This is a genomic window from Parabacteroides sp. PF5-9, assembly GCF_029893105.1.
Classification (GTDB): Bacteria; Bacteroidota; Bacteroidia; order Bacteroidales; family Tannerellaceae; genus JARXWG01.
Genome location: NZ_JARXWG010000005.1, coordinates 83,649 through 96,342, shown reverse-complemented (window position 1 = coordinate 96,342; position 12,694 = coordinate 83,649). Strand labels below are relative to the sequence as shown.

The 12,694-nt window shown below is 38.6% G+C and carries 14 protein-coding genes and 1 pseudogene; 4 read left to right on the top strand and 11 right to left on the bottom strand.

Annotation, left to right across the window (positions count from 1 at the left end; all coding sequences use genetic code 11):
* Positions 1 to 67: 67 nt before the first annotated feature.
* Genes M2135_RS04615 through M2135_RS04605 form a run of 3 tightly spaced genes read right to left on the bottom strand, consistent with a single transcriptional unit; the run spans position 68 to position 2,042 of the window.
* Entirely contained in the window at positions 68 to 757 is a 690-nt protein-coding gene (locus tag M2135_RS04615) for a hypothetical protein (protein WP_280747425.1), read from the bottom strand.
* A gap of 2 nt (positions 758 to 759) precedes the next feature.
* Positions 760 to 1,545: a division plane positioning ATPase MipZ gene (locus M2135_RS04610; RefSeq protein ID WP_280747424.1), complete on the bottom strand. Its 786-nt coding sequence runs from the start codon at positions 1,543 to 1,545 to the stop codon at positions 760 to 762.
* Positions 1,546 to 1,583: 38 nt separating this feature from the next.
* A complete protein-coding gene (locus tag M2135_RS04605) occupies positions 1,584 to 2,042 on the bottom strand; it encodes a DUF3408 domain-containing protein (RefSeq protein ID WP_280747423.1) in 459 nt (152 codons plus the stop codon).
* 546 nt (positions 2,043 to 2,588) lie between these two features.
* On the opposite strand from M2135_RS04605, the gene M2135_RS04600 reads away from it, so the two are divergent.
* Together M2135_RS04600 and mobB are read left to right on the top strand one after the other, a co-directional pair.
* Positions 2,589 to 3,029, top strand: a complete 441-nt coding sequence (locus tag M2135_RS04600) for a hypothetical protein (RefSeq protein WP_280747422.1) — start codon at positions 2,589 to 2,591, stop codon at positions 3,027 to 3,029.
* A complete protein-coding gene (gene mobB, locus M2135_RS04595; protein WP_280747421.1) occupies positions 3,014 to 4,294 on the top strand; it encodes a conjugal transfer protein MobB in 1,281 nt (426 codons plus the stop codon). The genes M2135_RS04600 and mobB overlap by 16 nt, the downstream gene beginning before the upstream one ends.
* Before the next feature lie 126 nt (positions 4,295 to 4,420).
* Here the strand turns inward: mobB and M2135_RS04590 are convergent, their stop codons facing one another.
* From M2135_RS04590 to M2135_RS04555, 8 genes and pseudogenes are all read right to left on the bottom strand, one after another.
* Entirely contained in the window at positions 4,421 to 4,753 is a 333-nt protein-coding gene (locus M2135_RS04590) for a helix-turn-helix domain-containing protein (RefSeq protein WP_280747420.1), read from the bottom strand.
* Between the two features lie 150 nt (positions 4,754 to 4,903).
* Positions 4,904 to 5,158: a hypothetical protein gene (locus tag M2135_RS04585; RefSeq protein WP_280747419.1), complete on the bottom strand. Its 255-nt coding sequence runs from the start codon at positions 5,156 to 5,158 to the stop codon at positions 4,904 to 4,906.
* A gap of 124 nt (positions 5,159 to 5,282) precedes the next feature.
* Positions 5,283 to 5,546: a hypothetical protein gene (locus M2135_RS04580; protein ID WP_280747418.1), complete on the bottom strand. Its 264-nt coding sequence runs from the start codon at positions 5,544 to 5,546 to the stop codon at positions 5,283 to 5,285.
* A 154-nt stretch (positions 5,547 to 5,700) separates the two neighbouring features.
* Entirely contained in the window at positions 5,701 to 6,723 is a 1,023-nt protein-coding gene (locus tag M2135_RS04575) for a lysophospholipid acyltransferase family protein (RefSeq protein WP_280747417.1), read from the bottom strand.
* 27 nt (positions 6,724 to 6,750) lie between these two features.
* Entirely contained in the window at positions 6,751 to 7,668 is a 918-nt protein-coding gene (locus M2135_RS04570) for a DUF6268 family outer membrane beta-barrel protein (RefSeq protein ID WP_280747416.1), read from the bottom strand.
* 169 nt (positions 7,669 to 7,837) lie between these two features.
* Complete coding sequence (locus M2135_RS04565) at positions 7,838 to 8,593, bottom strand: LytTR family DNA-binding domain-containing protein (protein ID WP_280747415.1); 756 nt, start codon at positions 8,591 to 8,593, stop codon at positions 7,838 to 7,840.
* Complete coding sequence (locus tag M2135_RS04560; protein WP_280747414.1) at positions 8,590 to 9,615, bottom strand: histidine kinase; 1,026 nt, start codon at positions 9,613 to 9,615, stop codon at positions 8,590 to 8,592. Before M2135_RS04560 ends, M2135_RS04565 begins: the two co-directional genes overlap by 4 nt.
* A 95-nt stretch (positions 9,616 to 9,710) precedes the next feature.
* A pseudogene (locus M2135_RS04555) lies at positions 9,711 to 9,911 on the bottom strand (tyrosine-type recombinase/integrase); the annotation flags it as partial.
* 313 nt (positions 9,912 to 10,224) lie between these two features.
* Between M2135_RS04555 and M2135_RS04550 the strand changes: the two are divergent.
* Both M2135_RS04550 and M2135_RS04545 read left to right on the top strand, forming a co-directional pair.
* Positions 10,225 to 11,451, top strand: a complete 1,227-nt coding sequence (locus M2135_RS04550; RefSeq protein ID WP_280747413.1) for a site-specific integrase — start codon at positions 10,225 to 10,227, stop codon at positions 11,449 to 11,451.
* A 20-nt stretch (positions 11,452 to 11,471) separates the two neighbouring features.
* Complete coding sequence (locus M2135_RS04545) at positions 11,472 to 12,659, top strand: site-specific integrase (RefSeq protein WP_280747412.1); 1,188 nt, start codon at positions 11,472 to 11,474, stop codon at positions 12,657 to 12,659.
* Positions 12,660 to 12,694: the final 35 nt, after the last annotated feature.

The window sequence follows — 12,694 nt, the reverse complement described above, 5'->3', positions numbered from 1 at the left end:
CCACCCCATAGAAATTAAAAGAAAGAACTGATATTCATTGATTTTTTTATCCAGTATTCCCATTTTTTTATTCTCTAACAAATTTCCTGTAATCAAAATTGTCAGCTTCATTGCTAGACATAGCTTGTTTGTTATCCTCAATCCTATTCAGGATCGTCATTGCCCGTTCCTCAGCACCATGAATCTGTTTGGTAAATTGGTTGTAAATATCAGTACCTTCAATTTTGGGAATGATCTGTTCGACTCGCGTTTCTTCTTCTTTTGTGATTGGTTTGCCTTTTAGTGTTTTGACCACCAATTCAAATTCATCAAGTGTTGTTCCTGTGCTGAATTGCGACCGTCCCTTTTCCGTCAGAACCGGAATCGTTTCCTCATCTATCGTGTCCGGATCAATATCGGAAGGTTCTTTTTTCTCCAACGGGACAGACATAAAAGGTTTATTCTCTTCTATCATCTTGGATTGTTGTAATACCAGTTCCTTCAATTCGGCGATTTCCTTTTTCAATGGGTTTTCGGGTTCTATTGGTTCCGGTTGTGTCTGCTTAGGGATATTATCTGAGTTCAGTTTAAACTTCGTTTTTCCGATAATATCCGGTATCGCTTCTTTGGTTGACAAGCGTTTCTTCTTGTCATTACCCTCCTGCCTTGATTGACACTTCTTATCAAACCAATCTTTAAAGATATTCCAAAGGTTCAGGCATGCCATAAAGAAACATGCCGTCGCCAATAGAATTGCTTTAATCTTTTCCGCTTCCATATTTACAGATTGATTATTCTGATAATTTCCTCAATCAGTAAATCCAAATTGCTGCCATTTAGTAATGGTTTATCAGGAGGGAATATTGTAGAGAGGAACAGATAGTCATTCCCCTCAATGGATTGTTCTCTGTCATAACGGACACTTTGCGGGATGCGGTTCTCCATAATGGAAATACCTAATCCTAAAATAGCTTCTTCGTAATAATTGAATAGTTCTTTTCTTTCCCGATTCGTTACTCTGTTCCAGAACGGATAGATACCCTTCAATCTAACTTGCGGATTCATGGTTATCATCTCGTTAATAGAAATGATAAATGGTAGGGTACTTTCCATATTAATCCGAGAAGTGGTTATCGGAACAAACAGGTAATCCATCTGAAAGAATATCTCAACTACATTTTCATTGTTTACTGTTCCCGGCAAGTCGAATAATACTACATCGTATTTTTCGGATTCGTTTTCCAAAAAATCCTTTGCTCTTGTCAGAGCTTGTTCCGGTTCGGTCGGAACGATAGGATAAGTCGGTTTACCTAATTTCGTGAACAGGGTTTCCGCTTTCCTTTGATAAAAAGCATTAGTTTGTAATTGTTCCGCTTCCCGCCTCCGCATCTTCTGGATGCTCCATTGTGGGAAGTCGCAATCAATAACAGCCACATTATAGTTTTTCAAATAATACAGATAACTGGCTACTAAAGTTGTGAAGACGGATTTGCCTGCTCCTCCTTTTTGTGTACAGAAAGATAGATACACAGGTCTTGTTTGCTTTTGATTCTCTGAATTGCTCATGATGCTCTTTTTTTAGTTTATACTGTTTCTGAAATGAATTACTTACCGCTCCTTTTTATGGGCCTTTTGATGTTCTCTTCGTAGATACGATTGATTTCATCTTCATAGAGTTCGATATGATGGCTGATGATGTTATCAACCAATCCGCTGACGCTAATCCGTTCATTGCGTATTGAGCGGACAAGGGTTTGAAGAACTTCGTAGTTGTCTTTGTCGATATACAATCCCTGCCGATTACGAAGTTCATTACGGGAAAGAAATACCGATTCATAATCTACCGATTGTCCCCGCTTCTTTTTGGGCGGTTCTTTTGTTTTTTCTTCAATGGAGATTTCCGGTTCTGTGTTCGTTTTGTATCCGGCAACTTCCAACTGATTTTCTGCCTGTGTCGATTTAGGCATTTCTTCAGTGCTGCCTGCAACCGCGACTTGACGGATAAATGCACTTGTGTCTATCTTCACACCTGCTTTTTTGTTTACTTGATTATCTTCTTCCATATATGAATGATTTTATGATTACCCACATTTATACAATTCTTCTTTTATTCATTTAATCAGCTATTCAGGTATCTGTTTCTGATTACTTGAACATTCGCACATCTGTCTATCTGCATACTGATCGCCAAATAGGCAAACAGACAATTTTTCTTGTATCCTGACTTGCATTTTTGCTTTCATGCCACAAAGAAAACGATAAAAGAAAGCTGATTTTGGAATCAAGTATAAGTGGCACTGACTGACCGTTTCTGTCCGCTTATTCTGTTGTGTATAAGCGAAGTTCATCCCCTATCTTTGTTGGGCGGGAATGAAAAGCCGGGAGTTATCTATGATTTAAAACTCCCGATAAATGAATAACCGTTCCGGCTCCTATTAATGTCCGCCAATGCCGGCGGATTTTATTGTCGTCAGACAATAGCAAGAAGTGTTTTTGTCAGCGAAAAATTCCATTTTCTTCCTCCAAAAACATTTCTTGCCCAAACTCGCAAGTTGGGGGCGGTTCTCCCAAGTCGAACCTTTTAAAGAATAAATTCAAGATTAATGAACATGGAACATGTTAATAATGGAGCAGGACGGCTCAAAAAGAAAAGAGGGCGTAAACCTAAAGCAGATAAGCAGACTTACCGCCCTATGATACGCCTGAATAACAAAGATAACGAACGGTTTCTATCCTTGTTCTGTAAGTCGGGACATAAAAGTAAGTCCCAGTTTATACTGGATTGTATCCTGAATAATCCGGTAAAAATCGTTTCGATAAATAAACCGACAATGGATTTTGCAATGTTGTTGTCCCAATTCTTTGCGCAGTTTCGGGCGATAAAGAGCAATTATAACCAAGCCTTTCAAGTCTTGATTCGGAATTTAGGGGAAGAAAAAGCCCGTTCAATGATGAGAATTATCGAGAAAACAACACTAGATTTTATCCTGTTAAAAAGCCAGATAGAAGATTTATACACTCAAATCCGGGAAAGATGCTTGCCAAAATAAGTTCGGGTAAATCCGTTTTCGGGGTATTAGCCTATAACAAAATCAAGGTGAAAGACAATCAGGCAGATGTATTATACAGCCAGAAGATGTTTAACTCTCCTGACGGAAAATTCTCTATTCATGATTGTATGGATTCGTTCTATCCTTATCTGGCGATAAACAACAGAACTGAAAAGGTCGTATTCCATGCTTCACTCAATCCTGACCCGAAAGATAAACTATCGGATGAGCAACTATCAGAACTTGCTCAAAGTTATATGGAGAAACTTGGGTATGGGAATCAACCTTATATTGTTTTTAAACATTCAGATATAGATCGTACACACGCACATATCGTTTCCTTACGGATTGATGAAACCGGCAAGAAGATAAACGATAGCTATGAAGTTGCCCGTTCCATGAAAATATGCAAGGAACTGGAACAAGAGTTTAATCTTATTCCGCTAAGGAAAGGACAGCGTGAAAGTGATACCCCGACAAAGAAGATAGACTATAAAGCGGGAGATATAAAACATCAGATGGGTAATATCGCTAAATCGGTAATGAGCCATTTCTATTTTCAGTCATTCGGAGAATACCGGACACTATTGGAGCAGTTCAATATAACGGTGGAAGAAGTAAAAGGCGAATATAAAGGCAAGCCCTATCAGGGATTGATTTATTCTGTAATAGATGACAAAGGAGATAAAATCGGTGTGCCGGTTAAATCCTCCAAGTTTGGTAAATTGGTCGGCTATGATGCAATGCAAAAGCATTTTGAGCACTCCAAATCAGCTATCGAGAAAAATAGGGTAAGGGAAAGCCTTCGTCCGATAATTGCCAAAGCGATGAAAGATGCTAATAATATAGATGATTTTAAGTTGCTGTTGAAAGAGAAAAATATCGGTGCCATTTTCCGACAAAACGAACAAGGACGCATTTATGGAGTTACATTTATCGACTACAAGAATCAGGCTATTCTTAACGGTTCGCGCTTAGGGAAAGAGTTTTCTGCCAATCAGTTTCAGGATTTATTCAAAGACTCTCCAGTGAAAGAAGAAAGACCGGAACAACAAGTCAATCACAAATCTCAAGTGGAAAAGTCATCTTCTCAATCCCTAAATATGTCTGGTGTTATGGATGCTGCTTCAAGTCTGTTCGGTATCTTCGATATAGAGCCGCAGGGTGATAATTATGAAGACATCGCTTTTGCTAAAGAGAAAGAATATGAAGAAAAGCAACGGCAGCGGAAAGCAAAAAGACGAAAACCGGGTAGGCAGATATAAACTCATCAATGAAATATCCAAGATTCAGATTTTAAATGAAATATTTTCCTTTTCAAAGTCCCCCAGGGGTTGGTGAGGGGACGTTCGAAAAGAAAAATATTTGTTGGAGAGAGTTCTGTGTGAAACTTAGGTACTTTTGCTGGAATCCGTCTGTTTCTCAAATTCCTGCCAAGTATGGAAATCCATGTGGCTACGGACAAATTCCCGTACATCGGAAGTGCGGTAGTAGGTTTTGTGAGCGATCATGAAATAGGGTAATTTCTTACTTGTCCTATACCGTTGGAGCGTTCTATACGATACTTTCAGGAGAAATGCCAAGTCTTGGTTATCCAACAGTTTTTCCTCTTCGCTGAATACTTCGCTTGTGTTAATCAGTGATTTTAAGCCTTGACCGATTTCATTCAATTTCTTGGATAGCTTCTGCATCCATTTTTCAAAATCTTCGTTATTGATATACATGATTTTACTTGTTTTGAAATTAATAACTCAATTAATTCCAATGCATTGGTATGGCAAAGCTCGGTAGAATGAGGTAATAAAAATAGAGGTATCTGGTATAGGCCCTCTATTTTGAATTCATAAGAAATAGTATATCAGCTGATTACAGAATTATCTTTTTTCATCTTTATCTCTTTGAGTTTTTCGTTTATTATATTCTTTGACAAGGACTGCTTTTAAGGCATCAAGTGTTTTAGTCAGATTATAAGGCTTTCGTTTGAAAAGTTCTCTTTGGCAATCATAAATATCATTGAAACTGAATCCAAAACTCTGTTCAAAAACATTGGCAAATGCTATTTTTGAAGGATTTTTACCTGCTTCATCAATACCGCCTAACAATTCTATAGAAGTGAGTAATTCTGTCATGCCCATTATTCCCAGATTCGGAAATTTAGGTATGAGTGATAAAGTAGATTTAAATGTCTGCTCAATTGATTGTTGAAGTGATTGCGGGGAGTGAATTTTGAGTTTTAATAACTCAATTTCAGATTCAAGGAACCATATTGCTTTTTGGATATAGAGATTTTTGAGCGCATTTTTTTCCCTGCTCGTATAAAATTTGTGTTTGTAATGTTTTAAGCTCTATACGAGAATAAGTCAATAATCGAAAGATTTTCGAGAAATCAGTTTCGAATTGACCAATAGATTCTATTTGTTCCATAAAGTGCCCATAGGCATTCTGTATTTCACGGTTTGTTACTGTTGAAGCTTCAGACAATAGACTGAATAACTTCGTGTCGAATAATTCTTTCATATACAATTGTTTTTTAAGATGTAATCAAAAGAAAGTTCATACGATATCATAAGTCAATTGCTAAGTCTATCCTTGATTTTTTAGTGGCTTTCGTTTTAATTTTTAAGAACTGTCCATAATTATATTTTTTTGAGATTATTGTCAGATCATTGTTTTATCTTTTCCATCTTTTATGTGTCCATAACCAGCCGTATGGCTCTTCCTTGATATTTTCCGCCAGTAAATCAACATATTTTTGGCTTATTTCTCCTTCATTCGTAGGCTCTGCATCGGAGCATATGGGAATACACGTTACTTTATAATTTCCTTTTGATAGCTGAGTAATATGAAGGTAGATGACTGCCGACCGACTTATACGTGCCAGTTTCTCCATACCTGAAAAAATATAAGTTTCCTGATTCAGTAATTCAAATTTGTATTTATCTTCTTTTATCCGAGGGCATTGATCGGCCAGAAATAAGTAAACAGCAGATGATGATTTCTTTGTCAGAATATGACGTGTAACCGATTTGTCGGGTATCAGCTTCATACCGAACCGCGACCGGAGTTTAATCATCAATCTGTTCATTATGCCAGATCGCAGAGGTTTATAAACGGCATATATATCGTGGAGAAGTTTATAGGGCATAAAGTTCAGCATTTCCCAATTTCCACAATGCCCCAGACAAGCAATAACATTCCGTCCGGTGTCCATGTACCTGTTTATAAGTTCCAAATTTTCAAACGTTATCTTCTTATCAAGAACCTCTGCCGGAGCAGATATGCTTTTAAGTATTTCGGCAAAGTAGGCGGTAAAGCAGGTATAGAATTTCTTTACTACACAGCGGATTTCTCCGTATTTCATATCGGGAAAAGAACGTGAGATGTTTTGGATTACGACTGTTTTTCTATATCCGACAATATGATAAGCGAGAAAAAATGTGACGGATGCTATTGCATATAAGAATGTCATTGGCAGTAAGCTTATGATATAGACAATACCATAAATACCTTTGCAAGCAATGATTTGTAATATTTGTTTCATTTTTAAGATATATAGATTATTGTGATAGCTACTCACTGGTTTTTCTTCTGTTGATAATTGCATTGAAGTGATTACAACCACTATAAGCACAAATACTACTTGTGAGAATTGAGTCAACAGGAAGAAAAGACTCTCTTTTGATAATTCATTCATGAGTATAATTCCTAAGAAGTCGGCTCGTCAAAAATTTACGGTTAGTCCGACAGATAAATAGGGTGAGGCTTGAAAATAATAGTCGTTATCCGTTGCAAAGACTCCTTTTAGAGTTCTGTCGCTGTAGGAAGCCGGGCGGTACAGGTTTAGTCCTGCCATAGCAGTTATGGATAATACGTTACTGATTTTTATTTCGGGACGAAATCCTGTAGTGATGTATTGATGGGAGAATATGACATCTTTGCCATCCTTTTCCAACAAAGCTGCTTGTCCGTTCATTTCTAAAGCATACGATAGTTTAAACCAATCGTTGAAACTATAACCTGCTGATACGTCTAAACCTTCAACCAGCTCTACATTCACATCGAACTTCCCATCAAGTTCCCAATTAAGATACACGGCAGGAAATATCATCGGATAGCCCAATGAACTATTGATAGCCACACCGCCTCCAATAGACAGGTTTGGTTTCAGGTGGCGGATGAAGATAATTCCTCCGCTTCCAAGTACGTGCTTGAACCTGATTTTAGAAAGGTCTGCGGAAGGAGCGAGTACCGCCACGCCCGCACTTGCCCGCATCGACCATTTGTCGTTTAACGGTCGTAAGTGGTAAAGTCCTACTTGTAAATTCATGATTTCGGAAACCATGTGATCCGTGAAATTTTTGTTGTTCAACGAAGTGTACGACCCGCCAAGACCAATACCCCATGCAGTTGGACGATTGTTCTCATTCAGTTTCACGGATAGAGGCATGTTGAATGCTCCTTGATAGACAACGGCGGAGCCTTTGGCATCGCCAATCCGTTCTCTTGGCTTTTCACCCGGTGGTAGAAAATAATAACCTGAATTTCCGAGATATTCGGTTTTGAATGATAATTGTTGTGCTTTCCCTTCCAGACATAGAAGAGTTCCCAATACTACAAAGAACAATGATGTTAACTTCATGATTTCTACATTTATTTAGTTTATACTCACTTTATTTCTTAGCAAAAGAACGATGAATGGAGTAATACCAAAAGCCAATAACCATGGAGTTCAGAATCGGTAAAGTGGAATGCAGAAAAAAGGGCATGGAATTTTCCATACCCTGTATAAAAAGAAAAAAATATGAGGACTATTCCAAAATCCCGTCCATCCATTTCAGGAAGTCGGGTACACGCACACGGCTGACAAGCACTTCGTGAGGACATGCGGGAGAAAAGGAGAGTTTCAAACGACTGTTGAAGTATTTAGCTACATTTTCGATTGATTTCACATTACCAATGCAATTACGCGATACGCGAAAAAACAAACGGCTGTCAAGTTGCTGTTCCAACTGGTCTAAGGTGTAATTAATGATATATCGTTTATTTTGAAATGTGTGCAGGAATACAACTCCTTCCTCACTGTAAAAATGAGCAATATCCGCCGTTTCTATATAATGATAGTTTTCCCCTTTCGAAATGAGAAAACGATTTTTATTTTTGGCAGCTAATATCTGCTCAAAATTCTTAGGATCAGTTTTATGAGAATTATTATGGAAGATATTCTCAAACTTGACTAATGCCGCCTCTAATTCCTTTTCATTAAAAGGTTTTAACAGGTAATCAATACTATTCAACTTAAATGCTTTGATAGCATGTTCATCATAAGCAGTGGTAAATATCACAGGTGTAGAAACTTCTACATAGTTGAATATCTCGAAGCAGTTGCCATCTGCAAGCCGTATATCCAACAAAATCAGATCGACAGCAGAAGTTTTCAGAAACGCAATGGTATCTATGACTGTTTTCGTCCGCTTTTCTAACAAATAATCGGGACGTAAATTTGTCAACATACGTTTTAATTCTTCGTATGCAAATCGCTCATCTTCTACTATCAGGTACTTCATTGCTGTATATAGGGGATTTTTACAATAAATAGTTGGGGTGTATGCTCGACTACTACATCTTTGGCATACATTTTATATTGCTTCGTTAGGTATTTCAGCCCAATTCCGCCTTTATCCACATCATTCGAGGGTTGGATATTGTTCTCAACCGTAATGTATTCATTTTCGATAGCAACTTTTATATCCAATGGCATTTCTTCGGTTGCTACATTATGTTTGAATACGTTTTCTATCAACAGTTGCAAGGTAAGTGGGATAATCATCTTCTTTTCACTGGCGCACGTTTTGTTTACCGTGAAAGTAAAAGAGTTCTCAAACCGCATTTCCATCAAAAAGATATACGATTCCAGCGCATCCAAATCTTCTTCAACAGAAACCATTGGTCGCCTATTCAAAGAAAGCACATACCGGTAGGTCTTTGATAAGGCTTTGGTAAACTTATTCGCATTGTCCGGATTCATATAGATTAATGACGATAACACATTCAGAGAGTTAAACAGAAAATGTGGGTTTATCTGTGCCCTCAGCGTTTCATGCTCGAACAGCAATGCTTCACGTTTTGCTTTTTCGGAATCGGCGATGGCTTTTTGTTCGGACTGGAAGTAGTGGATCAGTTCAAATGCCAACAGGATCGGAATATTGTTTGTCATTCCAAATGCAAATTTGACAAGAAAAGAAGGCAGCCCATCTTTTGAGATAAGAAGTATATCGTATATCAGGTAATTGAACATACCTAATACAATCAGGCATATTACGATTACCCCCACAAAGTCCGCTATGATACGGAATAGTACGTTTTTGGAATAAGGTATATACTTATTCAGGAATAGTAATAATATGTAATCTGCGATACACATGGTAAAGATTACGATATAGTGGGATAGTAACTGAATCAGAAATTTATCCCCTAAATCTTCTTTCATCAGAATAGCACTGAAAAGCATTTGACACAAAGCGTAAAGCAGTGTGGCAAACAGAAAAATAAGAGCATGTTTTATATTTACTTTTTTATTCTTAACCATAGCTCAAAAATAGATTTTTTGCAGGAGATTCAGGGTAAATCTCCTGATTTTCTGATGAACTTCATTATTTGGGGAATGAATTTCAGTTTTAGAAATTATTTTCGTTGTTTATAATACTTAGCCAAGCTATCCAGTTCCCCTCTCACCTTATTCACTTCTGTGAATATTTTTTGATTCAGAACTTTCGCATAAATCTGTGTGGTAGTGATGTTTGTATGTCCTAACATCTTTGAAACACTTTCAATAGAAACGCCCTTGGTCAGCATAATCGTTCCGAAGCTGTGGCGGGCCATATGGATAAAAAGCAGAAAAGCAAGGGTTAGAAGAGATAAGAAGTAGAATAGCTAACACGTTTGAAATGAGTTGATTTGTGAAGATTTGCGGTAAACTGAAATATTCAAACCGAAGCAGATTTACACAGTATTTCAGTTACCAAATCGTTAGCTTGCCAGTTACCGAATAAAAATAGGTAACTAACAGCAGACCGAAGAATTTCAATATCGATTCTTTTGTGCTGACATACAGTATTTTGCGTAATCAAGAGCACTTGTATAACTGGTAACTTTGCTGTCAGAAATTGACAGCAAAGCCCATAAAATTATAAGTGTTATGAAACAAGAAAAATTCAAGGTGTTACTCTACCTGAAAAAGAGTTCTCCCGACAAGTCGGGCAAGACCCCGATCATGGGGCGTATCACTGTCGGCCAGTCGATGGCGCAGTTCAGTTCCAAACTCTCCTGTACCCCCTCTCTGTGGAATCCACGCGCGAGCCGTCTGGACGGGAAAAGCCACGAGGCAGTGGCAACCAACGCAAAGTTGGATAAATTGCTTCTTGCCGTCAATGAGGCTTACGACACACTCATTGAACGAAAACAGCCTTTCGATGCCGAAGCCGTGAAAAATCTGTTTCAGGGTGGGATGGCAACACAAATGACTTTGATGCGGCTTTTCGACCGCCATATCGAAGAAGTAAAAGCGCGTGTCGGTATAGATGTATCACACCGCACCCTGCCGAACTATCTTTATACCCGCAAGCGATTGACAGAATTTATCAAGAAAAACTCCAACTCGTCAGACCTTGCGTTCAGCCAGCTTAACGAGCAGTTTATACGGGAATTTCAGGATTATATAATTCTTGATAAAGGGTTGAGTGTGGAAACCGCACGCCACTATCTGGCACTACTGAAAAAGATTTGCCGGATAGCCTTTAAAGAAGGATATTCCGATAAACACTACTTTGCGAACTATCCCTTGCTAAAGCAGAAAGAGAACCCTCCGAGAACCCTTAGCCGTGAAGAGTTTGAGAAAATACGGGATTTGGAGATTGAAGAACACCGATGGTCGCACAATACCACCCGCGATATGTTTCTTTTCGCCTGCTATACAGGGACTGCCTATGTCGATGTAGTAGCCATTACAAACGAAAACCTGTCTAAAGATGATGCAGGTGACCTGTGGCTCAAATATCAGCGAGGCAAGAACGGTAAACTTTGCCGGGTAAAATTGCTTCCCGAAGCTATTGAACTTATCGAAAAATACAGGAACAAGTCAAGACAGACATTGTTCCCTAAGATGGAGTACAACACGCTCAAATGGAATCTACAAAGCATACGTCAAATGCTCGATATTCCGGTGCTGACCTATCACATGGGGCGACACTCGTTTTCGAGTTTAATTACGCTCGAAGCTGGCGTACCTATCGAAACCGTTTCCAAAATGCTCGGTCATTCGGATATAAAGACCACACAGATATATGCCCGTGTTACCCCGAAGAAACTCTTTGAGGATATGGATAAGTATATCGAAGCAACCCAAGATTTAAAATTAGTTCTGTAACCAATTAAAATAGAAATATCATGCGTAGTACATTCAAAATATTATTCTATATCAATAAGAACAAAATAAAGGCAGACGGAACAACGGCTGTTATGTGTCGCATTACAGTTGATAACAAGCAAACAGTTATTTCGACAGGCATCTTTTGTAATCCCTGTAATTGGAACAGTAACAAAGGCGGGATTAAAGAAGAAAGGGCGAACAATGAACTGATAGCCTTTCGTGGGCGGATTGAACAGACCTATGAAAAAATCCTCAAAGAGCAGGGCGTTATCAGTGCAGAATTGCTTAAAAATACGATTACCGAAGTAAATTCTGTTCCGATAATGTTATTGGAAGCCGGAGAAGAAGAGCGTGAGCGGTTGAGGTTGCGTTCATTAGAAATCAACTCAACTTCCAGCTATCGTCAATCTAAGGTTTCTCAAAGTAACCTGCGTGGATTCCTTCTTACCCGGAAGCTGAAAGATATTGCCTTTACAGACATTGCCGAAGAGTTCGGAGAGGGGTATAAACTCTATTTAAAGGGCAAAGGTTACAGTCCGGGACATATCAACCATTGCTTTACTTGGCTGAATCGGCTTATTTACATTGCTGTTGATAGGGAGATACTTCGGTTTAATCCGATTGCCGATGTGCCGTATGAAAAGAAAGCTGCTCCAAAGTTGCATCATATCAGCAGAAACGAGTTGAAAACGATTATGGAAAGACCCATGCCCGACAAATGGCAGGAATTAACTCGCAGAGCATTTATTTTTTCCACTTTTACCGCACTTGCTTATGCTGATATAAAAGGGTTATATCCCCACCATATAGGAAAAACAGCCGATGGACGGCGTTATATAAAAATCAACCGTAAAAAGACCGATGTTGAAGCCTTTATCCCTCTGCATCCGGTAGCCGAACAGATTTTATCGCTATATAATACAACGGATGATACCAAGCCTGTTTTCCCATTACCCAACCGCGACCAGTTATGGTACTGTATTAACGAAATAGGCTTCCTTGCCGGAGTAAAAGGCAATCTAAGCTATCATCAAAGTCGCCATTCGTTTGGGACACTTTTACTTTCGGCTGGTATTCCTATCGAGAGTATCAGCAAAATGATGGGGCATACGAATATTACAAGCACTCAAACCTATGCTAAAGTAACCGATGATAAGATTTCGGAGGATATGGATAGATTGATAGAACGGAGAAAGGCAATATGAGGTCATTCAATTTTAAGCCCCGGAATCAAAGCGAT

Coding starts and splice junctions, on each gene's coding strand:
- M2135_RS04610 (WP_280747424.1), bottom strand. CDS start 1,545: ATGAGCAATTCAGAGAATCAAAAGCAAACAAGACCTGTGTATCTATCT.
- M2135_RS04570 (WP_280747416.1), bottom strand. CDS start 7,668: ATGAAGTTAACATCATTGTTCTTTGTAGTATTGGGAACTCTTCTATGT.
- mobB (WP_280747421.1), top strand. CDS start 3,014: ATGCTTGCCAAAATAAGTTCGGGTAAATCCGTTTTCGGGGTATTAGCC.
- M2135_RS04615 (WP_280747425.1), bottom strand. CDS start 757: ATGGAAGCGGAAAAGATTAAAGCAATTCTATTGGCGACGGCATGTTTC.
- M2135_RS04550 (WP_280747413.1), top strand. CDS start 10,225: ATGAAACAAGAAAAATTCAAGGTGTTACTCTACCTGAAAAAGAGTTCT.
- M2135_RS04565 (WP_280747415.1), bottom strand. CDS start 8,593: ATGAAGTACCTGATAGTAGAAGATGAGCGATTTGCATACGAAGAATTA.
- M2135_RS04585 (WP_280747419.1), bottom strand. CDS start 5,158: ATGACAGAATTACTCACTTCTATAGAATTGTTAGGCGGTATTGATGAA.
- M2135_RS04605 (WP_280747423.1), bottom strand. CDS start 2,042: ATGGAAGAAGATAATCAAGTAAACAAAAAAGCAGGTGTGAAGATAGAC.
- M2135_RS04590 (WP_280747420.1), bottom strand. CDS start 4,753: ATGTATATCAATAACGAAGATTTTGAAAAATGGATGCAGAAGCTATCC.
- M2135_RS04580 (WP_280747418.1), bottom strand. CDS start 5,546: ATGAAAGAATTATTCGACACGAAGTTATTCAGTCTATTGTCTGAAGCT.
- M2135_RS04545 (WP_280747412.1), top strand. CDS start 11,472: ATGCGTAGTACATTCAAAATATTATTCTATATCAATAAGAACAAAATA.
- M2135_RS04575 (WP_280747417.1), bottom strand. CDS start 6,723: ATGAATGAATTATCAAAAGAGAGTCTTTTCTTCCTGTTGACTCAATTC.
- M2135_RS04600 (WP_280747422.1), top strand. CDS start 2,589: ATGGAACATGTTAATAATGGAGCAGGACGGCTCAAAAAGAAAAGAGGG.
- M2135_RS04560 (WP_280747414.1), bottom strand. CDS start 9,615: ATGGTTAAGAATAAAAAAGTAAATATAAAACATGCTCTTATTTTTCTG.